Origin of the sequence: Sphingopyxis granuli (genome assembly GCF_001559015.1) — a bacterium.
Taxonomy (GTDB): Bacteria; Pseudomonadota; Alphaproteobacteria; order Sphingomonadales; family Sphingomonadaceae; genus Sphingopyxis; species Sphingopyxis granuli.
The window spans coordinates 1,239,687-1,265,274 of the sequence record NZ_CP012199.1 but is presented as its reverse complement, the minus strand read 5'-3'; the positions used below and the strand labels follow the sequence as shown (position 1 = coordinate 1,265,274).

Below are 25,588 nucleotides of genomic sequence, written 5' to 3'. Positions count from 1 at the left end.
CCCCTCTCTTCGGTTGCCCCGAAACAATTGACACTCTATGTGTCATTATATTCATGGCGACGCAAGACGGTTCGGCGTCACCCATTGACCCCGGCGGCAAGCTGGGCCAGCGGAGGCGGCATGGCGACGCAAACGAAGAAGCGGGAGACGAAGGCGGCGCGGCCGGAGCGCATCGACGGGCGGCGCGAGCGCAGCCGGTCGAGCCACAAGCGCATCGTCGAGGCGATGATGGAACTGATCGCCGGCGGCGACCTGATGCCGAGCGCGGCGCGCGTCGCCGAGGAAGCGGGGATCGGGCTGCGCACCGTGTTCCGCCATTTCGACGACATGGATTCGCTCTACAGCGAGATTTCGGCGACCGTCGCCGAGCGGGTGATGCCGATCGTCACCGCGCCTTATCGAGGCGGGGACTGGCGCGCGCATGTCCGCGATCTGGTCCGGCGCCGCGTGCGGGTGTTCGAGACGATGCTGCCCTTCCGCCTCGCCGCGAACATCAAGCGCTATCAGTCGCCGTTCCTGATGGCCGAATATGGCCGGGTGATCACCGTCGAGCGCGAACTGGTGCTCCGTCTGCTGCCCGACGCCGTCGCCGCCGACCGGATCGCGAGCGAGGCGCTGTGCGCCGCGCTGTCGTTCCAGACCTGGCGCGCGATGCGCCACGACCAGGGCCTGCCCGCGGAAGAGGCGGGAACGGTGATGGCGCATATGGTCGAGGCGCTGCTCGCCGTCGCGCCCGCGGGAGAAAACCGGTGACCGGCCGCGCCGCGCTGCTGTCGCTCGGCGCGCTGGCCGTGCTCGCTGCCTGCGGCAAACCGAAGGCGGAGCGGCTCGCCGAGGTGCAGCCGCCCGAATGTCCCGCAATGCCTGCGGCCGATTATGTCTGGATTCCCGGCGCCACCTTCACCATGGGCGCCGACGTGACGCTGCCCGAGGAAGCGCCGGCGCGCGCCGTGACGGTCAAGGGCTTCTGGATGGCGACGCACGAAGTCACCAACGCCGAATTCGCCGAATTCGTGAAGGCGACCGGCTACAAGACGCTGGCCGAGAAGGACCCGCCCAGGCTGCCCGGTGCGCCGCCCGAAATGCTGGTCCCCGGTTCGGCGGTGTTCGCGGCGCCGACCGACGGCAACCCCAATTGGTGGCGCTGGGTGGTCGGGGCCGAGTGGCGCCATCCCGAAGGGCCGAAGACGGGCATCGCGGATCGCGACCGCGACCCGGTGGTGCAGATCGGCTTCGAAGACGCGCTCGCCTATGCGCGCTGGAGGGGCAAGGCGCTGCCGAGCGAGGAGCAATGGGAACTGGCGGCGGCGACCGGCGGCGCACGGCGCGACATGCCGGTCGATGCCGATGGCCGCCCGCTCGCCAACTATTATCAGGGAGTCTTTCCGGTCCGCGATCTCGGCACCGACGGTTTCAGGGGCCGGGCGCCGGTCGCCTGCTTTCCCGCCGACAACCACGGGGTTCACGACCTGATCGGCAATGTCTGGGAATGGACGACCAGCGCTCTCGACACCGACCGCCCCGATCCCGAGCGCAATGTCATCAAGGGCGGCAGCTTCCTGTGCGCGGCCAATTATTGCGCGCGCTATCGCCCCGCGGCGCGCCAGTTTCAGGAACGCTCGCTAGGCACCGATCACATCGGCTTTCGCCTGATCGACACGACGCGCCCGCCGCCGCCGGATCAGCAGCCAGCCCAGCGCTGAGATCGCGACGAGCGCCCCCCCGAGCACCAGCGCCGCCTGGATCGCGCGCTTGCGCCCCTGCTTGCGCCACGCATAGAGGTTGATCTGATCGTCGGCGGTGTAGCCCGCCGGCATTTCGAGCACCCCGTTCGCCTTGGCAAAGGCCGCGTAATCGGCGCGCATCGCGGTGAAGCGGTCGGGCATCGTCCGCGACAGGTCGCGCGTCTCGCCGGGGTCGGTGCGGATGTCGAACAATTGCCATCGCCCGTCGCCGGTCGGCGGCAGGTTGCGCACCAGCTTGTAGTCGCCGCGGAACAAGGCGGCGTTGCCCGACAGTTCATAGCCGATCGGCGTGTCGCCATGGACGCTGCCCGCCGCGCCGGCAAGCATCGGCACCAGGCTGCGTCCGGCCAGCGGTTCGACCCGCCGGCCTTCCCATGTCCCGCCGTGTGCCGGAACGCCGGCGAGTTCGGTCAGCGTCGGCACGATGTCGGTGACGTGCGCCAAGCCGTCGCTGATCGCGCCCGCGCGGACCCGCGGATGGCCGGGCCATGCGATGATGAGCGGCACGCGCAGCCCCCCCTCGGTCGCACTGAACTTGTAGCCCGACAGCGGCGACGCCGCCGCGCTCGCCCAGCCGGGACCGATGGCGCTGAAGCTGTGCCGGCGGCCGATGTTCGCGATCGACGTGTCATATTCCATCCCCAGGAACAGCCGGTTGCGCAGCCGGTTATAGGGATCGAGCGGTTCGGGTCCGTTGTCCGACAGGAAGACGAAGATCGTGTTGTCGTAGTCGCCGCTCGCCTTCAGATGCGCGACGAGACGGCCGATCTCGCGGTCCATCGCGGTCGCCATGCCGGCATAGGCCTGCATCGTGCGCGTCGCCGCCCTGCGTTCGTCGGCGTCGAGCGCCTTCCAGTCGCGGGTGGTCGCCATCGTCACCATCGGCGCGCCCGCGGGCACGATGCCGAGCGCGGCGGCGCGGCGGGCCCGCGCCTCGCGCAGCGCCGTCCAGCCGTCGCGATACAGACCCGCATAGCGCGCGATGTCGCTGTCGGGCGCCTGCACGGGAATATGGTTGGCCAGGAAATTGACCGAGGCGAGGAAGGGTTTGCCGCTCGCGCGGTCGGCCTCGATATAGTCGATCATCGTCTGCACGACGAAGCGCGACGAATAATAATCCTTGGGCAGTTTGCCGGGCTTGCCGTTGTCGGTCCAGTTCGCCTTGTCGTACATGCCCTCGATCGGGCGCTGGTCGAAATTGTCGGCGCCCGCATCGGCGAGACTGAAGGCGCGGTCGTAGCCGCGCGCCTCGGGCAGCCGCGTCGCATCGCTGCCCAAATGCCATTTGCCGGTCAGGTACGTGCGATAGCCCGCCGCCTTCAGCATCTGCGCGATGGTGACGACGCTGTGATTCATCACCGTGTCGTATCCGGGCTTGCCGCGATGCGCGTCGGGGATCGTCTCGGGCATGTTGCCCAGCCCGGCGCGGTGATTCATCACCCCGGTCTGGAGCATCGCGCGCGTCGGCGAACAGGACCCCGCGGCATGGAAGTTGGAAAAGCGCACCCCCGCCTTCGCGAGCGCATCGATATTCGGCGTCGCATAGCCGGCGCCGAACGAGCCGACGTCCGAAAAGCCCCAGTCGTCGGCGAGCAGGATGACGATATTGGGATGGCGCGGCGGTGCCGGGGCGCGCTGCGCCGCAGCCGGCACCGCCGCGAGCAGGGCGCCGACGGCCAGGAGCCCGGCGCGGCGAACGACGGCCATGCGGTCCGGCCCCCCGCCGGTTTCCACGCGCACAGCCATCGCTCCCTCCCTGCTGTTATATTGGCACTATCCATGCCAATATATCGACACATGCGCAAGGGGGCGTCGCAAGATGGAGGTGCAGTTGGAGCGGCGTGGGTTATGGCCAGCGGAGATTCGGTTTCCGCACACTTATCCTCCCGTCGTCATGCTGAACTTGTTTCAGCATCCATGGCCCGGCCTTCCCTACTGCGCCGCCTTCTATTCAAGGGCAGACCGTGGACCCTGAAACAAGTTCAGGGTGACGAAACATAGAGAGCAAACGCGTTACTTCCATTCCGGACGGGGAAAGTCGGTGATTCAGCTGAGGGTCCCTATGCCTCGCGCCACCGCGCGGGCAGCGTGATCTCGCAGATCAGGCCGCCGGGTTCCCAGCGGCGTTCGATCGTGCCGCCCAGATTGTTGCGCACGCTGCGTTCCATCAGCAGCGTGCCGAAACTCGTCCGTTCGGGCGGGGCGACGGCTCGCAGGCCGCCCGATTCGGTCCAGGTCAGGCGCAGCAGGCGCGGGTCGGCATCCTCGTCGTCCTGCGTCCATTCGATATCGACGCGGCCCTTTTCGGCCGACAGCGCGCCGTGTTTTGCGGCGTTCGTCGCCAGTTCGTTGAACAGCAGCGCCATCGCCACCAGTGCATTTTCGGGGAGAAGCAGATCGGGTCCGGACCAGCGGATGCGCGGAAAGGATGCCTCCACCTCGCGCAGCAGCGCATGCATCGACCCGGTCATGAAATTGGCGCCCAGCAGCACGTTCTGCGCCCGGTTGAGCGCGTCGAGCCGGCTGCTGATCCGGTCGACATAATCGTCGACGTCGCGCGCCGACTGGCGCGTCAGCGAGATGATCGCCCCGACCGTCGCGAACAGGTTCCGCATCCGGTGATGAAGCTCGCGCATCAGCAGGTTGGCGTTTTCCTGCCGGCTTTTCTGTTCGGTGATGTCGACGCTGATCCCGGTCAGCATCGCATCGTCCGCCCGCACGTCCCAGTCGCCGCGCGCCGCGATCCAGCGCACCCCGCGCTCGGGATGGCAGATGCGATATTCGGTCGCATAGGGATCGCCGGTGTCGATCGATTCGTCGAGGACGCGGCGCGCCGCCGCGCGGTCGTCGGGATGGACCCGGGCGAAGAATCCCTCGCCGGTCGACAGCGCGGTCTGGAAATCGGCCCCCCACAGCTCGGCGGTCGCGCCGCGCCAGCGCAGCTGATCGGTGCGCGGATCGAGCTGCCAGGTGGCGATGCACGAGAAATCGAGCGCGCGTTCGAGCATGCGGCGCGCCGCGTCGCGCTCGGCAGCGGTGCGGCGCAGTTCGGCCTCGGCCATGATGATCGCCGCGAAATCACGCAGCCGGCCGAGCAAACGCGCGTCGAGCGCAGGACGCGACTTGCGGTCGATGATGCACAGCGTTCCAAGCGCGACGCCGTTATGGGCCAGCAACGGCACACCGGCATAGAAGCGGATGCCGGGCTCGCCGGTGACGAGCGGATCGTCGCGGAAGCGCGGGTCGAGCGCAGCGTCGGGAACAATCAGCGCCTGCTGGTCGGCAACGACATGGCGGCAGAAGCCGATGTCGCTCGGGATTTCGGCGAGGTCGAGCCCGTGCGCCGACTTGAACCATTGCCGGCGGTCGTCGAGCAGCGAGACCAGCGCGATCGGCGCGTCGAACAGGTCGGCGACCAGCTTCGTCACCCGGTCGAAAGCGGGGTCCGGACCGCTGTCGAGAATGTGATATTCGCGCAATGTATCGAGCCGGCGACGTTCGTCGCGCACTGCCTCGCTGTCCCCACCGTCGGCCAATGCCTGTCCCTTGCTGCGATCCGGCGTGTCCGCGCCGTTTGTCACCCCGGGCCGCTTTGCCATGAATCCGGTTCCCAAATCAAAGCCTGGGGGTCCGAAATCGCAAAAAGGTCGCAAATTCACCCGCTTGCGCCGAACCCATGTCGCGTCCCGGCTATGTCTACGCATCGCGACGCGACAAGTTGCAGCGCGGCGCCATGCTTTTTTGCGCGCGAAAAGCGGAACCTGCGCAGGCGAGCCGCGTATGACTCAATCAAAGAGGGAGCTTCCAACATGCCATTGGGCGAAGAAATCCGCGGGCACCTGCCCTTCCTGCGCCGCTATGCGCGCGCGCTCACCGGCAGCCAGTCGCATGGCGACCATTTCGTCCATACCTTGCTGGAAGTCATCGTCGCCGCGCCCGACGAGATCCGGTCGGGCCAGGGCATCCGCATCGACCTCTATCGCTGCTTCCACCGCATCTGGGAAAGCGCCTTCATCGAGGATGGCGAGGTCGACGGCGACGCCGCGGAGGACCCGCTCGTTCGCGCCGCCAATCGCCGCCTCGCGCGCATCACGCCGCTGGGGCGCCAGATTCTGCTGCTGACGGCGCTCGAGGGATTTTCGGTCGAAGAGGCGGCGATCGTCACCGGCACCGACGTCGCGACGGTCGAAAGCCTGCTCGACGAGGCGGTCGCCGACCTCGACCGCGAATCGCGCACCTCGGTCCTGATCATCGAGGACGAGCCGCTGATCGCGATGGAGCTGGAGCAGATCGTCCGCGACCTCGGCCATCGGGTCGCCGGGATCGCGACGACCCACGACGACGCCGTCGCGGCGTTCGAGCGCAGCGAGGCGGGGCTGGTGCTTGCCGACATCCAGCTTGCCGACGGGTCCTCGGGGATCGATGCGGTGCAGGACATATTGGCAATCGCGCCGGTTCCGGCGATTTTCATCACCGCCTTTCCCGAACGGCTGCTCACCGGCAACCGCATCGAACCGACCTTCCTGATCTCGAAACCCTTCCGCGAAAATACGGTGCGCGCCGCGATCAGCCAGAGCCTGCTCTTCACGCCGCAACTCGCAGCCTAGGACGGATTGCCATTCAGCTCTGACGGCCTGCAAATGGCGGCGTTTCGCGCTTCCGCTGCTCACGTGCCGTCAGCACGCGGGAGCACGTGGTTTTGTTTTGCGAAAAAAACTGAATCCCCACAGGCTATAGAACATCGTGCGTTAAATCTGAACCGCTCCCCCTGAGCCTGTCGAAGGGGGCAGTCCTTTCTTTTGACGCCGCAAGAAGGACCGTGCTTCGACAAGCTCAGCACGAACGGAAACAGAGGTGATCCAGATTTCCGGCTCACCGCTCCAGGCTTTGTCCTGTTTGATTGAATCAAGCCCCTCCCTTTCAGGGGGGGAACCTATCATGCCGCTTCAACCCGAACGGGACAGGCCATACGGCATATTCACCCCCCGGCGGGTCCGTTCGCAGTCAGATCGTCGACCGTGCCCATGATGGCGGCAAAGGCCTCGCTCGCCGGCAGTTCGTCGGCGCTGCGCAGCGGCATCTGCCCGCTGTCGAGAATCGCGTGCAGCGCGGCGCGCGCGCGCGACACGCGGCTCTTCATCGTGCCCACCGCCACGCCGCAGATTTCGGCACCCTCGTCATAGGACAGCCCCCCCGCGCCGATCAGCACCAGCGCCTCGCGCTGATCGACCGGCAGCAGCATCAGTGCGCGCTGCACGTCGGCCAGGTGCAGGCTGTCGTCCTGGTCGTCGGGCGCGACCAGCATCCGCTCGGCCGCTAGCTCGTCGTAGTCGGCGGTGAATTTCCGGCGCCGCATCTGCGACAGGAAACAATTGCGCAGGATGACGAAGGCCCAGCTCTTCATGCTCGACGGGCCCGGGACATATTGGGCGCGCGCCTTCCACGCCTTCAACATCGTTTCCTGCACCAGATCGTCGGCGAGGTCGGCATTGCCGCACAGGCTGCGGCCGAAGGCGCGCAGATGCGGCAGCAGCGCCGCGAGCTCGCGCTTGAAACTGGCGTCGTCGAGCGGACCGGAGGGGGCGATGTCGGAGGTGCGGCTCATGGTCGGCGCCGATCGGGACGCAAGAGCCGCGCGGAAGAAAAATCATGCATTCCGTCGTTACTTAGCGGGTGGCGCCGCCGATGCAAAGCCTATCGCACCGGTGGCAAATACCTAGGGTCAGGGCCCCTTAATGGCGCGTTCGAGGTTTGAAGCGATTTTGCTCAGGGCGAGGAGGAAAGGCGCAGGAGTATGAATATATTTCGAGACTTGTCGACGAAGCCATGGGCAAAATCGGTCAAATCCCCCCTCCCGCATAACTGGGGGGACGCCGAAATGGCTTCGATCTCGGGCCCGCGGCCTTGCGGGTAGCGATGCTACCCGCTGCACCCGCCCGAACCCGATATCTTCGCCATTTCGACGCCTCGAACGTGCCATTAAGGGGTCCTGACCCTAAGGTCAGGGCCGCACGCACGCGGACCCGCGCCCGCTTACTGTGGTTTTAGGGCAACGCATCTCGTCGCAAAAAATCGGACGCGGGGAACCTGCGGCCCCCTCTGTCGTTGCTTCGGAATGGCAACGCACGGAGAAAACAGGATCAACGGCGCACATGCGCCCGGCCGCGCTGTCGACGCGCCACGCCGGATGCACGGTGGCTTTCCGGGGACGGGAAGCGACCAGTGGCACCGGACGCTGACGGGCCGCCAGTCGCCCGAGCCGGTCAGCGCCAGGCTGCGCATGATCTATGGCAACATCGTCGCGGAAAAACTGCCCGACGGGATGCTCGATCTCTTGTCCCAGCTCGATCAGAAAAGCCCGACCAAGGAATGACCCGAACCCAAGCTGCGGCGCCATCGCAGGACGACAAGCGTTTGACCGATGGCGAATTCAAGACGCTGCTCGCCGGCGTCATTCCGCACCTGCGCGCCTATGGCCGCAGCCTGTCGGGCAATCCAGACCTCGCCGACGACCTGACGCAGGACACGATGGTCAAGGCCTGGGCCTCGCGCGACCGGTTCGAGCGCGGCACCTCGATCAAGGCGTGGACCTTCGTCATCCTGCGCAACACCTTTCTGTCGCAGATGCGCCGCAACAAATTCCGCGGCGATTACGACGAACTGGCGGTCGAGCGCACATTGTCCACCCCCGCCTCGCAGGAAGAGGCGAGCGAGATGGCCGATCTGCAGCGCGCGCTGATGGAATTGCCGCAGGACCAGCGCGAGGCGCTGATCCTCGTCGGCGCGGGCGGCCTGTCCTATGAGGAAGCGGCGAGCATCTGCGACTGTGCGCTCGGCACGATGAAGAGCCGGGTTTCGCGGGCGCGCGGCGCGCTCGAGGAGATCATGACGCGCGGCCAGTTCTCGCAGAAGCGCGCCGACGCGCCCCCGGCGAGCGAGGCGATGGACGCGATCATGGACAGCGTCGAAACCATCGCCGCGCGCCGCGAGGAATCGCGGCGCTGACGGTGACGCCGTGTTCCCGCACAGGCGGGGACCCGGAGCCATGCGAGGCCACTCTGGCTTCCGCCTCGCGGAAGCACGCGGCTTTTCGACGACTTCGGCGCCAGAAGAGTTGTGCCGCACCGCCCTCTCCACTCTCTCCCGCTCGACATTCGGCCGATCGCGCGCCAGACTGCGTCCGTCTCCCCAGCCAAGCGAGTATTTGCGATGATGAAGCTTCCAGCCCTCGCCCTTTCCGCCGCGATGATCGTCGCCGCCTGTTCGACCGGCCCGGCGAGCAACGCCGCCGACAATGCGCGGCTCGACGCTTCGGGCGAGCAACCCGCGGCGCCGCTTGCCGACGCGCCCTTCACCGTCGAGACGGCGGCGGCCTTCGACGAGCCCTGGGCGATGACCTTCCTTCCCGGCGGACGGCAGGCGCTCGTCACCGAACGCGCGGGCAAGCTGAAGCTGTGGCAGGAAGACGGGGCGACGCTGGACATCGCAGGCGTTCCGCCGGTCGCCTACGGCGGGCAGCGCGGATTCGGCGACGTCATCCTCGCGCCCGATTTCGCGACCACCGGCACCATCTATCTGAGCTGGGTCGAGGCGGGCGACGGCGACAATTTCGGCGCGGTCGTCGGCACGGCGAAGCTGCTTCAGGGCGACGCGCCGCGGCTCGACGGCCTCCGCATCATCTGGAGACAGGACCCCAAGGTGCCGGGCCGTGGCCATTTCTCGCACCGCCTCGCCTTCTCGCCCGACGGCAAGCATCTCTTCATCACCTCCGGCGAGCGGCAGAAATTCGACCCGGCGCAGGACATGAAGGCCAATCTCGGCAAGGTCGTCCGGCTGAACCCCGACGGCAGCGTTCCCGCCGACAATCCCTTTGCCGCGCAGGGCGGCGTCACCGCGCAGATCTGGTCGCTCGGCCACCGCAACCTGCTGGGGCTGACCTTCGACGGCGCCGGGCGGCTGTGGAACCAGGAAATGGGGCCGAAGGGCGGCGACGAGGTCAATCTGGTCGAACGCGGTGCCAACTACGGCTATCCGATCGTGTCGAACGGCGACCATTATGACGGCAAGCCGATCCCCGACCATGCGACCCGCCCCGAATTCGCTGCGCCGAAGCTGTGGTGGAATCCGTCGGTCTCGCCGGGCGGGCTCGCCTGGTACGGCGGCGACCTCTATCCCGGCTGGAAGAACAGCCTGCTGATGGGCGCGCTGTCGGGACAGGGCCTGATCCGCATGCGCGTCGACGGCGAGCGGCTGCACAAGGCCGACCGCTGGGATTTCGGCACCCGCATCCGCGAGGTCGAGGTGCGCGAGGACGGCAGCGTCTGGCTGCTCAGCGACGGCAAGGACGGCAAGCTGCTGAAGCTGGTCCCGAAGGGCTGATCCCGCGCGGGCGCATGCCATGATCCGCACCCTGCTCTCGCGCCGCGCCGAATGGCCGGCCCGCGTTCCCGATCCCGACGCGCCGCCGCCGCTCGGCCTGTTGTGGCGTGAGGTCGCGGCGCTGCTGCGCGCGCTGGGCGGACGCATCCGCCCGATGCCGCCGGAACCCAACCCCGACAGCCCCTGGCCGCCGGTGATGGTCCTTCCCGGCTTCCTCGCCGGCGACTGGTCGACCAAGGGGCTGCGCGCCGACCTGCGCCGCGCGGGCTTTCGCTGCTATGCCTGGGGCCTCGGCTTCAATCGCGGCGCCACCGCCGACATCATCGAGCGGATCGACACGCGCGTCCAATGGATCATCGACCGCACCGGCCGCGCGCCCGCGCTCGTCGGCTGGAGCCTCGGCGGCATCTATGCCCGCGAATATGCGAAGCATCACCCCGGCCGGGTGGCGCGCGTCGTCACGCTGGGATCGCCCTTTTCGGGCAGCCGCCGCGCCAATCGCGCGTGGCGGCTCTATCACCTGATCGCGCGCCATCCGGTCGACAATCCGCCGATCGACTTCCACCCCGCCCCGCGCCCTGAGATGCCGACCTTCGCCCTGTGGTCGGCGCATGACGGGGTCGTCGCGGCGGCGAGCGCGCGCGGTTTGCCGCACGAAAGCGATCGGCAGGTCGAGGTCGATTGCGGCCATATGGGCTTCGCCTATGCCCCGACCTCGGTCGCCGCGATCGCCGAAGCGCTGACCGAAGAGGTCGCGGCGCGCGATCAGCAGACGTCGATCCGGTAGTCGGCGCCCGCGCGCCACGCGAACAGCATGCGCCCCGGCCGCCGGCCTGCCCGCCCCGTCGGCACGAAGCCGATCCGGCGCAGCAGCGCTTCGGAGCGCGCATTGCCCGGACGGCATTCGGCGACGATCGTGCCGCCGGGCCGCGCCGCCGCCAGATCGCGCACCACCGCCGCGACCGCCTCGCGCGCGAGGCCCCGGCCACGCGCCGCAGCGGCGAACCAGTATCCGACCTCGTGATCGCGGCCGCGGCGATGCACCCCGATCACGCCGATCAGCGCCGCGCCTTCGCGCACGGCGTAAAAGACGTCATCGCCGCCCGAACGCGCGATCAGCGCGCGGGCATCGGCCTCGGTGAACGGGGTGGGCAGGAAATGCACCTGCTCGGTCACCGACGCATCGGTGATCGCGGCGAGCGCGGGCGCGTCGGCGGCGTCGAGCCGGTCGATGCGGCAGCGCGCGGTGGTCAGGCGGATCAATGTCTCTGTCATCTTGCGGCTTTCCGAAAGGGCGCGCCGTGGCAGAGAGGGTGTGGTTTCGGGATGATGACCAGGCGCCTTCCGACACGGCGGCGATGGTCATGATAGGTGATGCCATGCCGCTCCTTAGGTAAAGGAGCGCCAATATGCCTTGAAACGTGGGGATCGGTCGCTGGTCATCACGGCGGCGCGTCTAGCATCCCCGCGCGCGCCGATCAAGTCGGCTTGACTCGTGTCCATCACGCACTAATTTAAGTTACATGAAACGCGACAGCCGTCTTTCGGGCGTTCTCCATATCTTGCTCCACATGGCGGACGCAGGGGAACCGCGAACGTCCGAACAGCTGGCAAAGGCGATGCGGACCAACCCCGTCGTCGTTCGCCGCCTGCTGGGCGGGCTGCGCGACGCGGGGCTGGTGCATTCGGAGAAAGGGCATGGCGGGGGATGGACGGTCGCGCGAAACCTGGCCGCGATCAGCCTGGCCGACATCTATCGCGCGATCGGCCGTCCGGCGCTGATCGCAATGGGGAATCGCGACGATGCGCCCGACTGCCTCGTCGAACAGGCCGTGAACGCAGCCCTCGAGGCAAGCTTTCGCGAGGCAGAGGCGTTGCTGCTCGCACGGTTCGAACGGGTGACGCTGGCCGCGCTCGCCGACGATTTCCACGCGCGCCTCGCCGCGCTCCCCACTGCCTGCAAGGACCCTGTTCATGGCTGAAGCCATCCAATATTTCCTCGACCATTTCAAAGACCCCGAAACGGTCGAGCACTATGCCGACGGCCCGCGCCGCTTCGTGCCCGGTATGGACGGCCTCCATCGCATGACCGGGCTGCTGCTGGCCGAGCATGTTCCCGAGCGCGGGCATGTGCTGGCGCTGGGTGCGGGCGGCGGACTGGAGCTCAAGGCGATGGCGGAGGCTCACCCCGGCTGGCGCTTCACCGGCGTCGATCCGGCCGGGCCGATGCTGGCGATGGCCGCGCAGATGCTCGGGCCGAACGCGGCGCGTGCGAATCTGGTCGAGGGTGTCATCGACGATGCCCCCGCCGGTCCCTTCGACGGCGCCACCTGCCTCCTCACCCTGCATTTCCTCGACCGCGACGAACGGATACGCACGGCGGCGGCGGTCCGCGAACGCCTGCGCCCCGGGGCGCCCTTCGTCGTCGCGCACGGCAGCTTCCCCCAGGAACCCGGCGAGCGCGACCGCTGGCTCGACCGCTATGCCGCCTATGCCGTCGCTTCGGGTGCCGATCCCGGTGCGACGGCGAAAGGACGCGATGCGGTGGCCCGCCACGTCGCCATGCTGTCGCCCGAAGAGGATGAGGCGGTCCTGCGCGCCGCAGGCTTTTCCGGCGTCGCGCTGTTCTATGCCGCCTTCACCTGGCGCGGCTGGGTCGCTTATGCCTGACGGTCAGAGCGTCCGATACAGGACCAGCGCGTCGACGAACCCGTGCGCCGGGTGATCGAACGCGCCCGGCAGGCGTCCCACAACCTCGAACCCCAGCCTTTGCCAGAGCCGGACCGCGCGGTCGTTGGAGGAGACGACGAAATTGAACTGCATCGCGCGAAAGCCGCGCGCCCTGGCGCGCTCAACCGAATGATCGCACATCGCCCGCGCGATGCCGCGCCCGGTCGCGGCGGCTGCGGTCATATAGCCGCAATTGCACACATGGGCGCCGCCCCCCGCCTGGTTGGCGCGCAGATAATAGGTGCCGAGCACCGCCCCGTCGACCTCGGCGACGAACACCTCCTTGTCGGCCCCGAACCAATAGGCGAGGGCCTGTTCCTCCCCCATGTCGCGATCGAGCGCATAGGTATCGCCGGCCCGGATCGTCGGCCCGATGATCGCCCAGATGGCGGCCGCGTCGGCCGGGGTGGCGGATCGTATCTGCATGGCCGCCGTGCCTATCGCGCCGCCGCCGCGCCAGCAAGCACCGCGACGGCTGGACGCGCCCAGCCGGGCGGCATATCCCCGTGGGGCGAGGAGCGCCTGCCATGAGCTATGTCTATCTTTTCATCGCCATCGTGTCGGAGGTCGTCGCAACCTCCTTTCTGAAGGAATCGCACGGCTTCACCCGGCTCGGCCCGTCACTCGTCACGATCGTCGGCTATGCCGTCGCCTTCTATTGCCTGTCGCTGACGCTGCGCGCGATGCCCACGGGTGTCGCCTATGCGATCTGGTCGGGCGTCGGCATCGTGCTGATCGCGACCGTCGCCTGGCTGTTCCAGGGGCAGAAGCTCGACACGCCCGCGATCGTCGGCATGGCGCTGATCATCGCCGGGGTGATCGTGATGAACGTCTTTTCGGAAAGCCTTGCACAATAGCGCGGGGCCATCACGCCTCCACCGGCCGCCGCATGACGAAGGTGCCGGGGCCATAGGGACCGTCGGCGCCCGGCGCGGCATAGGCAAACCCCAGGCGCTGCCAATAGGCGTCGGCACCGCCCACCGCGACCAGTTCGATCACCGGCAGGCCCGCCGCCCGCGCGAGATTCCGGACCAGCGCGACCGCCGCCTCCCCCGCCCGCTGGCCGCGCGCCGCGGGCAGAAGCGCGATGTCGTGGAGATAATAGCTGTCGGGTTCCGCCGGGAGAGCGCCCAGCGCGGCCCCGAGCTTCGGCGGCGCTCCGAGCCGCCACGGATGGGTGACGAGATAGCCGATCGCCGTCCCTTCGCCCTCAAACCCCCTGCTTTCGAGGATATGGCACCCCTGCGGATAGAGGGCGAGCCGCTCGGCATAGGTCGCCAGCGGTTCGGTGAAGGCGCCGTGCACGGTATCGGACATCGCGGCGACCGCGGGCAGGTCGTCGGCACGCATCGGGCGCCACGTCGCCGCGCCGCCGCTCATGGCTTGTCCAGAAAGGGCGCGACGACAGCGGCCGTCACCCGCAGCGGCCGCCCGCTCGCCTTGTCGAGCAGCGCCCACACCGTCCGCGCGCGAACATGGACCCGCCCATCCGCGCCAGTGAATTCCATGAAACGATCGAACTTCGCGCCCTGCGGCGCATCGGCGACCCACGTCCGCGCGGTGACGCTCTCACCCGGCCCCAGCGCGCGCAGATAGTCGATCTCGTGCCGCACCACGACCCAGACATAGGCATCCTTGTGGCTCTGCGGCGCCGCGGTATCCCAGTGCGCGGTCGCGACCTGCTGGATCCACTGGACCCAGACCGCATTGTTGACATGGCCGAGTTCGTCGATCGTGTCGGGCGTGGCGGTGAGGGAGAGGGTGAAGTCTTTCATCTCGATCCTCGCATGAAAGGGCATCCCACAATCGTCATGCTGAACTTGTTTCAGCATCCATGGCCTGCGCTTTCGACAAACCCGGCGTTTCGTTCAAAGTCAGGGCCATGGACCCTGAAACAAGTTCAGGGTGACGGGGCGGGAAAGGCTCCTCCCACAGGCAGAAGGGGGGGCGATTTACGCCAGCTCGACCGTCGTCACCATATAGCCCGCGTCGCGCAGCGCCCGGACCAGCTTGTCGAGATGCTCGCGGTCGCGCGCCTCGCACTCGATGTCGGTGATCAGCCCCTTGGCGGGCAGCGTCGTGAAGATGCGCTGATGATAGATTTCGATGATGTTCACCTGCTCGGCGTTGAACACCTCCATCACCTTGAACAGCGCCCCCGGCCGGTCCTGCAGCCGGATGCGCAGCCGCGCGATGCGGCCCGACCGCGCAAGGTCGCGCAGCAGCACGTTGGCGAGCAGCCGCGTGTCGATATTGCCGCCGGTCAGGACGAGTCCGACCTTGCGCCCGGTGAACTCCTCCGGATGCGCGAGCATCGCCGCGAGGCCTGCCGCGCCCGCGCCCTCCACCACCGTCTTCTCGATCTGGAGCAGCAGGCTGACCGCGCGCTCCAGATGCCGTTCGGCGACGAGCACGATATCGTCGTTGAGCTCGGCAACGAGGCGGCGGGTATAGGTCCCCGGCTCCTTGACCGCGATCCCCTCGGCCAGCGTATCGCCCTCGCACGCCATGTCGACGCCGTTGAGTTCGGCGTACATCGAGGGATAAAGCTCGGCCTGCACCCCGACGAGACGGATGTCGTTCTTGATCCCGCGCGCCGCGGTTCCCATGCCGCTGAGCAGTCCGCCGCCGCCGATCGGCACGATCAGCGTATCGAGCTCGGGCACGTCCTCGAGCATTTCGAGCGCCACCGTCCCCTGCCCCGCCGCGGTGTGCGGATGGTCGAACGGATGCACGAAGGTCAGCCCGCGTTCCTTTTCCAGTTCGCGCGCATGGGCATAGGCGTCGTCGAACTTCTCGCCGAACAGCACGATCTGCGCGCCGTGGCTCGCGGTCTGCGACACCTTCACCTGCGGCGTCGTCTTCGGCATGACGATGGTCACGGGGACGCCCAGCCGCTTGCCGTGATAGGCCAGGCCCTGCGCATGATTGCCCGCCGACGCCGCGATCACCCCGCGCGCCTTCGCCTCTTCGCTGAGCAGCAGCAGCGCGTTCAGCGCGCCGCGTTCCTTGTAGGCGGCGGTGAATTGCAGATTCTCGAACTTCAGCCACACCTCGGCGCCGACGAGTTCCGACAGCGTCTGCGACTTCAGCGTCGGCGTGCGAACGACCGCACCCATAATTCGCCCCGCCGCCGCGCGCACGTCGTCGAGCGTGATCGCCGAGAAATCGGCGGCGGAGGTCAGGGTGAGTTGATCGGTCATAGCGCTGCGCCCTAACCCCATCTGGCGCGGCACGCAAACCATGGTTATGGACCGGTGCATGAGCGAACGGACATTGCGCGTCACATTCATCGGCACCGGCGTCATGGGCGGACCGATGGCGGGTCATCTCGTCAGGGCGGGACACAGCGTCACCGTCTACAACCGGACAAGGGCCAAGGCCGATGCATGGGCGGCGCATTACGGCGGCACCGCGGCGGCGACTCCCGCCGAGGCGGCGCGCGATGCCGACGTCGTCCTGTCCTGCGTCGGCAACGACGACGACCTCGCGCAGGTGACGCTCGGCAACGACGGCGCCTTCGCGGCGATGCGCCGGGGCGCGCTGTTCGTCGACCACACCACCGTTTCGGCGCGCATTGCCCGCCGGCTTGCCGCGGAGGCCGAGGGACTCGGGCTGATGAGCCTCGACGCCCCGGTGTCGGGCGGCGAGTCGGGCGCGCAGGCGGGAACGCTGTCGATCATGTGCGGCGGATCGCCCGAGGCCTTTGCCGCCGCCGAGCCGGTGATGCGCGCCTATGCCGGGCGTATCGTCCACATCGGCGGTCCCGGTGCGGGGCAGACGACGAAGATGGTCAACCAGATCGCGATCGCCGGCGCCATCCAGGGCGTGTCGGAGGCGCTGCGCTTCGCGCAGGCGTCACAGCTCGACACCGACAAGGTGTTCGAGGCGGTATCGGGCGGCGCGGCGGCAAGCTGGCAGATGCTCAATCGCTGGGGCACGATGGCGAAGGACGAATTCGATTTCGGCTTCGCGGTCGACTGGATGCGCAAGGACCTCGGCCTCGCGCTGGAAGAGGCGCGCGCCAACGGCGCGACCCTGCCGGTCGCCAGCCTGGTCGATCAATTCTATGCCGATGTGCAAAAGGCCGGGGGCGGGCGAAAGGACACCAGCTCGCTGGTGACGCGGTTGCCGAAGTGAGGGGCCAAGGGAAACATCCCCTCCCGCTTGCGGGACAGGCAGCGAAACTCGGTCCGGCGAAGCCGGGTCCGGTTGCTGCGGAGCCGGCCGGCCGGTCGCGCCGCCTGCCCACCCCGCTGCGACTAGCGAGCAGGCTCGCAAGTCTCGCTGCCCCTCCCGCTTGCGGGAGGGGGTTGATCGCGACCCTCCTCGCCCTTGTCATCGCCGCCCCGGCCCACGCCGACACGCTGGTCGACAATGTCAACGGCATCACGCTCGACCAGCAGGGCAAGGTCGTGCGCTTCACCGGGCTCGTCATCGACGAGGACGGCAAGGTGAAGCAGCTGCTCGACCGCAAGGACAAGCGGCCCGAGCGACCCGATTTCAAGGAGGACGGCAAGGGCCGCACGCTGATTCCCGGGCTGATCGACGCGCACGGCCATGTCATGGGCCTCGGCCTTTCGCTGATGACGCTCGACCTGTCGGAAACGCGCTCGCTCGACGAAGCGCTTGCCGCGATCCGTAAATATGCCGCCGACAATCCCGATATGCCGTGGATCATCGGGCGCGGGTGGAACCAGGAGAAATGGGGCCTCGGCCGCTTTCCGACCGCCGCCGACATCGACGCGGTGGAAGCCGCCCGCCCGGTCTGGCTCGAACGCGTCGACGGCCATGCCGGCTGGGCGAACAGCGCCGCGATGGCGGCGGCGAAGATCACCGCCGCCACGAAAGCACCCGAGGGCGGACGCATCGAAACGGCGGGCGGCAAGCCGAGCGGCGTGTTCGTCGACGCGGCGGCGGCGCTGATCGACGCCGCGCGGCCGAAGCCGCTGGCGCGCGATCTCGACCGCGCCTTCCTGCTCGCGCAGGCGAAGCTGATCGAACAGGGGATCACCGCGATCGCCGACATGGGCACGACGATCGAGGACTGGCAGGCCTATCGCCGCGCCGGCGACCGCAGGCAGCTGACGGTCCGCATCCTCTCCTATGGCCATGACGTCGGCGACATGGCGCTGATCGCGGGGCCCGAACCGACGCCGTGGCTCTATGACGACCGGCTGCGCATGGTCGGGGTGAAGCTGTATCTTGACGGCGCGCTCGGCTCGCGCGGGGCATGGCTCAAGGCGCCCTATGCCGACGCGCCGGGGCAGAAGGGGCTGCCGCTGCTCACCCCCGCGCAGCTCCGCAATAAGATGGTGCGCGCCTCGATGGACCGGTTCCAGGTCGCGATCCACGCGATCGGCGACGCCGCCAATGCCGAGGCGCTCGACGCGATCGCCGACCTCAACGCCGATCTGCCCGGTGAGCGCCGCTGGCGCATCGAGCATGCGCAGATCGTCGATCCCGCCGATATCCCGCGCTTCAAGCAGCTCGGCGTCATCGCCTCGATGCAGCCGATCCACCAGCCGTCGGACCGGCTGATGGCCGAGGCGCGGCTGGGCCCCGAACGGCTGAAGGGCGCCTACGCCTGGCGCAGCCTGGAGAATGCCGGGGTCCGCCTTGCCTTCGGGTCCGACGTGCCGGTCGAAAGCGCGAACCCCTTCCCCGGCATCGCCGCCGCTATCTCGCGCACCGATGCCGCGGGCCAGCCCTTCGGCGGCTGGCACCCCGAGGAAGCGGTGAGCCGCGAGAGCGCGCTCGACGGTTTCACCCGCACCGCCGCCTATGCCGCCTTCGCCGAGGACCGGCTGGGGACGCTGATGCCTGGAATGCGCGCCGATTTCCTGATCGTCGACAGCGATCCGCTGCTCGCCAGCCCCGACGAGATCCGCCGCATGACCCCGCTCGAAACCTGGATCGGCGGGTCGCGCTATTACCGGAAAAAGGGCGGCTGATGGATCGCCGCCGCCTGCTCGGCGCGCTCGCCGCGGTTCCGACGGCGCTCGCGCTCGGGGCGGCGGCGAAGAAGGAGCCGCGCGCGTCGCGCCGGCGCAAGGGTGCGAAGGCGCCCGAAAAGCATGTCGACGTCGCGGTCGTCGGCGCTGGCGCGATCGGCGCCTGGACCGCGTGGCACCTCGTGCGGCAGGGACGCAGCGTCCGCCTGTTCGACGCTTATGGCGCGGGCAACGGCCGGGCCGCGTCGAACCTGCCGACGATGCTGCTCGACCCGGTGCAGGACGGCGACGCGCTCTATGCCGGGCTCGTCGAGGACAGCATCGAGGCGTGGCAGCGCCTGTCCGACAGCGCCAGCCTGCCGATCGTGACGCGCTGCGAAACCGTGACGACGCAGGCCGCTGCGGCCGACACGCACGACGAACCGCGCGGGGCCGACCGGCTCGCCGGCGACCGGCTGCGCCACCGTTTCACCCAGGTCGCCTGGCGCGCGGACGAAAGCGCGCTGCTCGCCGAAAAGGCGGCAATGATCGCCGGGCGGCGCGGGGTGCTCGAAACCATCCTCGACGCGCAGGTCGAGCCCGAGACCGTCGTCATGCCCGCGCCGCTGCGCGACAAGCGGCGCGACCTCTATGTGCTGCCCGACGGCGGCACCGCCGAAAGCATCGTCTATGCCAGCGGCGCCTGGCTGACCGAGCTGTTCCCCCAGATACTGACCCCGCAGCGGCTGTCGGCAGTCCGGCATCAGCTTTTCCATTTCGGCGCCGGCCAGGGCGACACGCAGTTCCGTCCGCCCGCGATGCCCGCGCTGATCGACCGTGCCTATGGCTTCACCCTGCTCCCCGACGTCGAGGGGGTGGGGCTGCGCTGCTGGAAGGGGATGCCCGACGCCACGGTCGACCCCGACAGCTTCGACCGCCGCGCCGATGAACGCGCGCTGGCGGAGGTCCGGCAATGGCTGACCGGCCGCCTGCCGCGGCTGGCCGACGCGCCCGTCGTCGCGAGCGCGGCGGCGCACGATTGCCGTACGCTGACCGGCGACCTGCTGCTCGACCGGCTGCCCGACCAGCCGCGCGCGTGGCTGGTCGGCGGCGCCGCCGGCCGCGCCTTCGCGCTCGCCCCGGCGATCGGCGCGCGCGTCGCGGCGCATGTCGAGGATGCCGCGCGCCCCATCGAACCGCGCTGGGCGCTGGCGCGGCTGACGGGTGGGCTCGCAGGATAGGTCTTTTCCATTTGCCCCGAGCTTGTCGAAGGGCCGTATTTTCCTTCATAGGTTGCAAGGAAGGACTGTCCTTCGACAGGCTCAGGACGAACGGGGGATAGGGTGCGCCTCACCGACTGCCACAATATCGACGATTTCCGCGCGCTGGCGAAGCGGCGCCTGCCGTGGCCGGTGTTCGATTACATCGACGGCGCCGCCGACGACGAGGTGACGCGCCGCCGCAACCGCGATGCCTTCGACCGCTGCGACCTGATCCCCCGCGTGCTGACCGGCATGGAGACCGTCGACATGCGCACGACATTGTTCGGGCGCGAGGTCGCGATGCCGCTGTTCCTGTCGCCGACCGCGCTGCAGCGGCTGTTCCACTGGCAGGGCGAGCGCGCGGTGCTGCGCGCCGCCGCCGACGCGGGCACCGTCGCGGGCATCTCCAGCCTCGCGACGATCGGCCTCGCCGAGGCGGGCGCGCTGACCGGCGGCCCCAAGCTGTTCCAGCTTTATGTCCATCACGACGAGGGGCTGAACCGCGCGATGCTCGACGCGGCGCGCGCGGCGCGCTTCGACGCCGTCGCGCTGACGGTCGACACGATCGTCGGTGGCAATCGCGAGCGCTGCCTGCGTTCGGGCTTCACCTCTCCCCCGCGCTTCACCGCGCGCAACATGCTCAGCTATGCGATCAAGCCCGGCTGGGGCCTCAACTATGTCTGCCGCGAGAAGTTCAGCCTTCCCAACCTCGCCACGCACGTCTCCGAAGGGTCGAGCGTTCCCCGGTCGGTCGCGGAATATTTCACCACGATGCTCGACCAGAGCCTCGACTGGCGGCGCGCCGAGGCGATCCGCAAGCAATGGGACGGTCCCTTCTGCCTGAAGGGCATCGTCGCGGTCGAGGATGCCCGGCGCGCGGTCGACATCGGCGCCACCGCGATCATGGTGTCGAACCATGGCGGGCGCCAGCTCGACGGCAGCATTGCGCCCTTCGACGCGCTCGCCGACATTGTCGACGCGGTCGGCGACAAGGTCGAGGTGATCTGCGACGGCGGCATCACCCGCGGCACCCATGTGCTGAAGGCGCTATCGGTCGGGGCGAAAGCCTGTTCGGGCGGCCGCCTCTATCTCTACGCACTCGCCGCCGCGGGCGAGGCCGGGGTGGCGCGCGCTGTCACGCTGCTCCGCGCCGAGATCGAGCGCGGGATGAAGCTGATGGGCGCGAAAAGCCTCGCCGACCTGTCGCGCGGCAACCTGCGCTGGCGCTGAATCCAGCGAACGGGGCGGCCGCCGGAAGCCGCCCCGCCGCATCTCAGAACGACACGCCGAGCGTGAAGATCACCGCGCCGTCGGCGCCCACCGCCTCCTTGAACCCCAGCGCCCTGGGCGCGTCGGTGTTGACATAGGCGATGCTGCCCGTCAGCGCCTTCCAGCTAGCCTCGATGCCGACCGAGTAATCGACGACATCGCCGTCGGCGCCGCCCAGGAAACTGTCGCTCTTCGCGTAACCGACGTGGCCTTTCAACGTGAAGGGTGTGTTCGGGATGGCGACCCCGGCGTCGGTGTAGAGATAGACGCCGCTGGCATCGCCCAGCGAGTCCTGGCCGCCCGGCGCCCACGCGATTCCGGTCTTGATCGATGCGGGGCCAAGGTCGCCCGACACCGCGAAATAGGGCTCGATCACCGACGTGTTCGAGGTGCCGGGATACAGATAGAGCGTCGCGCCGATGTCGGCGGTCAGCCCCGGCACCACCTCCTTCGCGTAGCCGGCGAAGACGTCGATCTCGGTGCCGTTCGCGAAGCCGATGCTCGACCCCCAGGTGCCGACATAGAGACCGCTGTCGTGGCCGATGCTGAAACCGCCCTGGATCGCCGCCTCTTCGTTCGACTGGCTGAAGCCGCGGAAGCGATAGTCGCTGACGACGGTGGCATTGCCCGAAACGGTGATGGCGCCTTCCGACGCCTGATCCTGGGCGAAAGCGGTAGCCGGCAAGGCGGACAGGACAAGGAGCATGCAGGCGCATGCGCGAGAGAGATTTGTCATGGGTTGATCCTCGAAAGTTGAACGGATCGTCCCTGCCTGCTGCGCGGCGGCCGGCCTCTGTCAGGGCCGGTCCTTCCGCACACGCTTTGTGTCGGTCAAAATGCTGCGGCGCACAAACAAAAAATGCATCGGGGAGCGCTTGGCTTTGCCATGCGACAAATCGGCAACAGTTGCCGGGGTGCTCAAAAGCTCCCTCGCGGTTCGCGCCCGCCCGGAGTCGTCATCGCGCGCTAAAAGGACACGCCCAGCGACAGCACCACGCCCGCGTCATAATATTTGTCGATCGCCTTCACCCCGGTCCTGGGAATGTCGGTATCGACATATTTGATCCCCGCGGTGATCAGGCCGAAGCTCGCCGACGCGCCGATCGACCAATCCCAATAATGCCCCCCCGGCGCGAATGCGCCGAGCGCGCCGTCGGTATAGCCGACCGATCCCGACAGCGTGACCGGCGTCGTCGGGATGCCCGCCGCGAGGTCGAACCGCAGATAGAGATTGTCGTCGTTGCCGAGCGCGGCCTGGCTCCACGCATAGCCGAGCGTGCCCGTCGCCTCGACCGGCCCCAGCGTGTGCGACAACCGGCCGATCGCCTCCACATAGTCCGACGACCCCGCCGCCTTGCGCCCGTCGGGATACCAGTAATAGGTCAGCCCGACATCGACTTCGGTCCCCGACGCGATCTCGGTCGCATAGCCGCCGTAGATATTGGCCTCGATCTCGCCATAGGTCGGCGTGTCCTCGATATTCGATCCCCAGGCGCCGATATAGAGGCCGCTGTCGTGACTGATCGTGACGCTCGGCTGGATCGCGACGTCGCCGCCCGATTCCGACAGGCCGCGAAACCGATAATCGGAAACGAGATCGACGCTGCCCGAAACGGCGATCGGGCCGACGCCGATGCCGCGATCCTGCGCGAGAGCCGGCGTCGCGAAGGCGGCCAGAGCGATGATCGCGGCGGCGCCGAACGCGGCCGGAGCTGCTGTGCGGTGTCGTGTCATGGATGTCCCTTTTTTTCGATTATCGCCTGTTCCGTCCCTTCGGCGGCGCCGAAAGAGCCGCTTTTCCGGCGCGGCACAAGGTGCAACCGGCCGCGCCGGTCGCGGATCGCGCCCGGCTGTGGCTTTCGCGTCACAGCGCCGTCCTCTTCCACGAGCCTTTGCCAAGCGGGCGCCGGAGGGCTAAGGAGCGGCAGCCCCTCCACTATCGAGCAACAGCCATGAGCGATCATAATCCCGGCCTGCGTCCCTGGCGCGACATCGCGCGACGCGCGTGTCGGCAAATCATGGTCGGCACCGTCCCCGTCGGCGGCGACGCGCCGATCACCGTGCAGACGATGACCAACACGCTGACCAGCGACGCGGTGGCGACGATCGACCAGATCCGCCGCTGCGAAGAGGCTGGCGCCGACCTGATCCGCGTGTCCTGCCCCGACACCGACTCGACCGCGGCGCTGGGCCAGATCGTCCGCGCCTCGCGCATCCCGATCATCGCCGACATCCATTTCCACTACAAGCGCGCGCTCGAGGCCGCCGACGCGGGCGCGGCATGCCTGCGCATCAACCCCGGCAACATCGGATCGTCGGAGCGTGTCGGCGAGGTCGTGCGCGCCGCCAAGGCGAACGGCTGCGCGATCCGCATCGGCGTCAACGCCGGCAGTCTGGAGAAGGACCTGCTCGAAAAATATGGCGAGCCCTGCCCCGAGGCGCTCGTCGAAAGCGCGCTCGACCATATCAAGCTGCTCCAGGACCATGATTTCCACGAGTATAAGGTCGCGGTGAAGGCAAGCGACGTCTTTCTCGCCGTCGCATCCTACATGCAGCTTGCCGAAGCGGTCGACTGTCCGCTGCACCTCGGCATCACCGAGGCGGGCGGGCTGATCGGCGGCACGGTGAAAAGCGCGCTCGGGATCGGCAATCTGCTGTGGGCGGGCATCGGCGACACGATCCGCGTCAGCCTGTCGGCCGAACCCGAAGAAGAGGTGCGCGTCGGCTATGAAATCCTGAAATCGCTGGGCCTGCGCACCCGCGGCGTCCGCGTCGTATCCTGCCCCAGCTGCGCACGGCAGGGCTTCGACGTCATCCGTACCGTGCAGAAGCTCGAAGAGGCGCTTCAGCACATCAAGACCCCGATGTCGCTCTCGGTCCTCGGCTGCGTCGTCAACGGCCCGGGAGAGGCGCGCGAGACCGATATCGGCATCACCGGCGGCGGCCACGGCAAACATATGGTCTATCTGTCGGGTGTCACCGATCATCATGTCGAGGACGCCGACATGATCGCGCACATCGTCCAGCTCGTCGAAGCGAAGGCGGCGGAGATCGAGGCGGGCAGTTCGGTGAGCATGGACAAGCTGCACGGCAAGGCGGCATAGGACTCTTGTTGCTCTTTGGGTCTTGTGATATCAAATAAGACCCAAGGAGCACTTCATGTCCTATCATGCGAAGCTGGTCAAAGGCGGCAAGATCGTCATCCCCGCCGAATTGCGTCGCGAACTGAATCTGACCGATGGCGACACATTGGTCGTCGAGCGCGACGGCGATTCGATCGTGATCAAGCCGGGCCGGCAGGTGCTACGGGAAATCCAGGCGGAGATGAAGCGTTTGATCAAAAAGCCCTTCACGGTCGATGACTTCATCGCCGAACGCCGCGGTGAAGCGGAGCGCGAATGACCTATGTCGTCGATACGTCGGCGGTGCTCGCAGCCCTGTTGAACGAACCCGGCGGCGCCGACGTGTTCGAACTCCGTTACGAATGCGAATTGTCGGTCGTCAATCTTGCGGAAACCTACACGAAGCTAGTGGAACAGGGTGTTTCCGTCTTGGCAGCCGAGCAGACGCTCGCGCGTTTTCAGTTCCGCATCCGCGATTTTTCTAGCGAACATGCCCTGAAGGTCGCCGAATTGCGTCCGCTTACAAGGCATCTCGGATTGTCGTTCGGCGACCGTGCCTGCCTGGCTCTCGGCTTTTCCAGCGGCAGTCCGATCCTGACCGCCGACAAAGACTGGTCCCGGCTCGACCTCGACCTCGATATCCGTCAGATACGATGACCCTTTCGATCCGTCCCGCCGCGCCCGCCGACCTGCCGCTGATCGCCGCGCTCATCCGCGCGCTCGCCGATTATGAAAAGCTCGCCGACGAAGTGCGCTTCGACGAAGCGACGCTCGGCGAGCATCTCTTCGGCCCGCATCCGCATGCCGAGGTGGTGATCGGCGAAGTCGACGGACAGCCGCAGGGTTTCGCGCTTTTCTTCCACAATTTCTCGACCTTCGAAGGAAAGCCCGGCCTTTATCTCGAAGACCTGTTCGTCCGCCCGGAGGCACGCGGAGCGGGGCTCGGCAAGGCGCTGCTCGCGCATCTGGCAAAGCTCTGCGTCGCGCGCGGCTGCGCGCGGCTCGAATGGTCGGTGCTCGACTGGAACGCGCCGGCCATCGGCTTTTACGAAAGCCTCGGCGCGCGGATGATGGACGAATGGACGGCGATGCGCGTCGACGGCGCCGCGCTCCCGGCACTCGCCGCGGCGTGAGCCCGGAGTCGGCGC

The 25,588-nt window shown here is 67.9% G+C and carries 28 protein-coding genes; 18 read left to right on the top strand and 10 right to left on the bottom strand.

The window, feature by feature from the left end; genetic code table 11:
• Window positions 1–120: 120 nt before the first annotated feature.
• Both SGRAN_RS05860 and SGRAN_RS05855 read left to right on the top strand, forming a co-directional pair.
• On the top strand, window positions 121–753 hold the full coding sequence (locus tag SGRAN_RS05860) for a TetR/AcrR family transcriptional regulator (protein WP_067181545.1): 633 nt from the start codon (window positions 121–123) through the stop codon (window positions 751–753).
• Window positions 750–1,703: a formylglycine-generating enzyme family protein gene (locus tag SGRAN_RS05855; protein ID WP_067181543.1), complete on the top strand. Its 954-nt coding sequence runs from the start codon at window positions 750–752 to the stop codon at window positions 1,701–1,703. The genes SGRAN_RS05860 and SGRAN_RS05855 overlap by 4 nt, the downstream gene beginning before the upstream one ends.
• On the opposite strand, the gene SGRAN_RS05850 is transcribed toward SGRAN_RS05855, so the two are convergent.
• Both SGRAN_RS05850 and SGRAN_RS05845 read right to left on the bottom strand, forming a co-directional pair.
• Window positions 1,623–3,491, bottom strand: a complete 1,869-nt coding sequence (locus tag SGRAN_RS05850) for an arylsulfatase (RefSeq protein WP_237233790.1) — start codon at window positions 3,489–3,491, stop codon at window positions 1,623–1,625. The genes SGRAN_RS05855 and SGRAN_RS05850 overlap by 81 nt on opposite strands.
• 314 nt (window positions 3,492–3,805) lie before the next feature.
• Complete coding sequence (locus tag SGRAN_RS05845; RefSeq protein WP_082737102.1) at window positions 3,806–5,344, bottom strand: sensor histidine kinase; 1,539 nt, start codon at window positions 5,342–5,344, stop codon at window positions 3,806–3,808.
• Window positions 5,345–5,554: 210 nt separating this feature from the next.
• Between SGRAN_RS05845 and SGRAN_RS05840 the strand changes: the two genes are divergently transcribed.
• Window positions 5,555–6,352: a response regulator gene (locus tag SGRAN_RS05840; RefSeq protein WP_067108234.1), complete on the top strand. Its 798-nt coding sequence runs from the start codon at window positions 5,555–5,557 to the stop codon at window positions 6,350–6,352.
• A gap of 371 nt (window positions 6,353–6,723) precedes the next feature.
• Here SGRAN_RS05840 and SGRAN_RS05835 read toward each other — a convergent pair whose 3' ends face one another.
• Window positions 6,724–7,350 (bottom strand): sigma-70 family RNA polymerase sigma factor, encoded by a 627-nt coding sequence (locus SGRAN_RS05835; protein ID WP_067181541.1) that lies wholly within the window; start codon window positions 7,348–7,350, stop codon window positions 6,724–6,726.
• A 510-nt stretch (window positions 7,351–7,860) separates the two neighbouring features.
• On the opposite strand from SGRAN_RS05835, the gene SGRAN_RS05830 reads away from it, so the two are divergent.
• The 4 genes from SGRAN_RS05830 to SGRAN_RS05815 all read left to right on the top strand — a co-directional run bounded on the left by SGRAN_RS05830 (window position 7,861) and on the right by SGRAN_RS05815 (window position 10,911).
• A complete protein-coding gene (locus tag SGRAN_RS05830; protein ID WP_237233788.1) occupies window positions 7,861–8,118 on the top strand; it encodes a NepR family anti-sigma factor in 258 nt (85 codons plus the stop codon).
• On the top strand, window positions 8,115–8,750 hold the full coding sequence (locus SGRAN_RS05825) for a sigma-70 family RNA polymerase sigma factor (RefSeq protein ID WP_067181536.1): 636 nt from the start codon (window positions 8,115–8,117) through the stop codon (window positions 8,748–8,750). Before SGRAN_RS05830 ends, SGRAN_RS05825 begins: the two co-directional genes overlap by 4 nt.
• Before the next feature lie 204 nt (window positions 8,751–8,954).
• Window positions 8,955–10,124 (top strand): PQQ-dependent sugar dehydrogenase, encoded by a 1,170-nt coding sequence (locus SGRAN_RS05820; RefSeq protein ID WP_067181533.1) that lies wholly within the window; start codon window positions 8,955–8,957, stop codon window positions 10,122–10,124.
• Between the two features lie 19 nt (window positions 10,125–10,143).
• Entirely contained in the window at window positions 10,144–10,911 is a 768-nt protein-coding gene (locus tag SGRAN_RS05815) for an alpha/beta fold hydrolase (protein WP_067181532.1), read from the top strand.
• Here SGRAN_RS05815 and SGRAN_RS05810 read toward each other — a convergent pair.
• Window positions 10,890–11,399: a GNAT family N-acetyltransferase gene (locus SGRAN_RS05810; protein WP_067181529.1), complete on the bottom strand. Its 510-nt coding sequence runs from the start codon at window positions 11,397–11,399 to the stop codon at window positions 10,890–10,892. The two genes, SGRAN_RS05815 and SGRAN_RS05810, sit on opposite strands and share 22 nt — an antisense overlap.
• A gap of 248 nt (window positions 11,400–11,647) precedes the next feature.
• On the opposite strand from SGRAN_RS05810, the gene SGRAN_RS05805 reads away from it, so the two are divergent.
• Window positions 11,648–12,106 carry an Rrf2 family transcriptional regulator gene (locus tag SGRAN_RS05805; RefSeq protein ID WP_067181526.1) on the top strand — a complete coding sequence of 153 codons (459 nt, stop codon included), beginning with the start codon at window positions 11,648–11,650 and terminating at the stop codon, window positions 12,104–12,106.
• Window positions 12,099–12,794, top strand: a complete 696-nt coding sequence (locus SGRAN_RS05800) for a class I SAM-dependent methyltransferase (protein ID WP_067181523.1) — start codon at window positions 12,099–12,101, stop codon at window positions 12,792–12,794. The genes SGRAN_RS05805 and SGRAN_RS05800 overlap by 8 nt, the downstream gene beginning before the upstream one ends.
• Window positions 12,795–12,797: 3 nt before the next feature.
• Here SGRAN_RS05800 and SGRAN_RS05795 read toward each other — a convergent pair whose 3' ends face one another.
• A complete protein-coding gene (locus SGRAN_RS05795) occupies window positions 12,798–13,280 on the bottom strand; it encodes a GNAT family N-acetyltransferase (protein WP_067181519.1) in 483 nt (160 codons plus the stop codon).
• 101 nt (window positions 13,281–13,381) lie between these two features.
• Here SGRAN_RS05795 and SGRAN_RS05790 point away from each other — a divergent pair, with 101 nt between their 5' ends.
• On the top strand, window positions 13,382–13,711 hold the full coding sequence (locus SGRAN_RS05790) for a DMT family transporter (protein WP_067112112.1): 330 nt from the start codon (window positions 13,382–13,384) through the stop codon (window positions 13,709–13,711).
• Between the two features lie 10 nt (window positions 13,712–13,721).
• On the opposite strand, the gene SGRAN_RS05785 is transcribed toward SGRAN_RS05790, so the two are convergent.
• The 3 genes from SGRAN_RS05785 to SGRAN_RS05775 form a co-directional block, all read right to left on the bottom strand.
• Complete coding sequence (locus SGRAN_RS05785) at window positions 13,722–14,234, bottom strand: GNAT family N-acetyltransferase (RefSeq protein WP_067181516.1); 513 nt, start codon at window positions 14,232–14,234, stop codon at window positions 13,722–13,724.
• Entirely contained in the window at window positions 14,231–14,629 is a 399-nt protein-coding gene (locus tag SGRAN_RS05780; protein WP_082737428.1) for an acyl-CoA thioesterase, read from the bottom strand. Before SGRAN_RS05780 ends, SGRAN_RS05785 begins: the two co-directional genes overlap by 4 nt.
• A 177-nt stretch (window positions 14,630–14,806) precedes the next feature.
• Window positions 14,807–16,057, bottom strand: coding sequence for a threonine ammonia-lyase (locus SGRAN_RS05775; protein WP_067181511.1), 1,251 nt, complete (start codon window positions 16,055–16,057; stop codon window positions 14,807–14,809).
• Between the two features lie 58 nt (window positions 16,058–16,115).
• Here SGRAN_RS05775 and SGRAN_RS05770 point away from each other — a divergent pair, with 58 nt between their 5' ends.
• The 4 genes from SGRAN_RS05770 (at window position 16,116) to SGRAN_RS05755 (ending at window position 21,279) form a co-directional block, all read left to right on the top strand.
• Window positions 16,116–16,994, top strand: coding sequence for an NAD(P)-dependent oxidoreductase (locus SGRAN_RS05770; protein WP_082737101.1), 879 nt, complete (start codon window positions 16,116–16,118; stop codon window positions 16,992–16,994).
• Between the two features lie 173 nt (window positions 16,995–17,167).
• Window positions 17,168–18,808, top strand: coding sequence for an amidohydrolase (locus SGRAN_RS05765; protein WP_067181505.1), 1,641 nt, complete (start codon window positions 17,168–17,170; stop codon window positions 18,806–18,808).
• Window positions 18,808–20,028 (top strand): NAD(P)/FAD-dependent oxidoreductase, encoded by a 1,221-nt coding sequence (locus SGRAN_RS05760; RefSeq protein ID WP_067181502.1) that lies wholly within the window; start codon window positions 18,808–18,810, stop codon window positions 20,026–20,028. The genes SGRAN_RS05765 and SGRAN_RS05760 overlap by 1 nt, the downstream gene beginning before the upstream one ends.
• Before the next feature lie 102 nt (window positions 20,029–20,130).
• Window positions 20,131–21,279, top strand: a complete 1,149-nt coding sequence (locus SGRAN_RS05755) for an alpha-hydroxy acid oxidase (protein WP_067181499.1) — start codon at window positions 20,131–20,133, stop codon at window positions 21,277–21,279.
• Window positions 21,280–21,322: 43 nt separating this feature from the next.
• On the opposite strand, the gene SGRAN_RS05750 is transcribed toward SGRAN_RS05755, so the two are convergent.
• Window positions 21,323–22,054 (bottom strand): TorF family putative porin, encoded by a 732-nt coding sequence (locus SGRAN_RS05750; RefSeq protein ID WP_067181496.1) that lies wholly within the window; start codon window positions 22,052–22,054, stop codon window positions 21,323–21,325.
• 230 nt (window positions 22,055–22,284) lie between these two features.
• Complete coding sequence (locus tag SGRAN_RS05745) at window positions 22,285–23,052, bottom strand: TorF family putative porin (RefSeq protein ID WP_067181493.1); 768 nt, start codon at window positions 23,050–23,052, stop codon at window positions 22,285–22,287.
• Window positions 23,053–23,270: 218 nt separating this feature from the next.
• On the opposite strand from SGRAN_RS05745, the gene ispG reads away from it, so the two are divergent.
• Genes ispG through SGRAN_RS05725 form a run of 4 tightly spaced genes read left to right on the top strand, consistent with a single transcriptional unit; the run spans window position 23,271 to window position 25,573 of the window.
• Window positions 23,271–24,422: a flavodoxin-dependent (E)-4-hydroxy-3-methylbut-2-enyl-diphosphate synthase gene (ispG, locus tag SGRAN_RS05740; RefSeq protein WP_067181490.1), complete on the top strand. Its 1,152-nt coding sequence runs from the start codon at window positions 23,271–23,273 to the stop codon at window positions 24,420–24,422.
• Window positions 24,423–24,477: 55 nt separating this feature from the next.
• Window positions 24,478–24,720 (top strand): AbrB/MazE/SpoVT family DNA-binding domain-containing protein, encoded by a 243-nt coding sequence (locus SGRAN_RS05735; protein ID WP_067181488.1) that lies wholly within the window; start codon window positions 24,478–24,480, stop codon window positions 24,718–24,720.
• Window positions 24,717–25,097, top strand: coding sequence for a type II toxin-antitoxin system VapC family toxin (locus SGRAN_RS05730; protein ID WP_067181485.1), 381 nt, complete (start codon window positions 24,717–24,719; stop codon window positions 25,095–25,097). Before SGRAN_RS05735 ends, SGRAN_RS05730 begins: the two co-directional genes overlap by 4 nt.
• Window positions 25,094–25,573, top strand: coding sequence for a GNAT family N-acetyltransferase (locus tag SGRAN_RS05725; RefSeq protein ID WP_067181482.1), 480 nt, complete (start codon window positions 25,094–25,096; stop codon window positions 25,571–25,573). Before SGRAN_RS05730 ends, SGRAN_RS05725 begins: the two co-directional genes overlap by 4 nt.
• The last annotated feature ends 15 nt before the right edge of the window (window positions 25,574–25,588 follow it).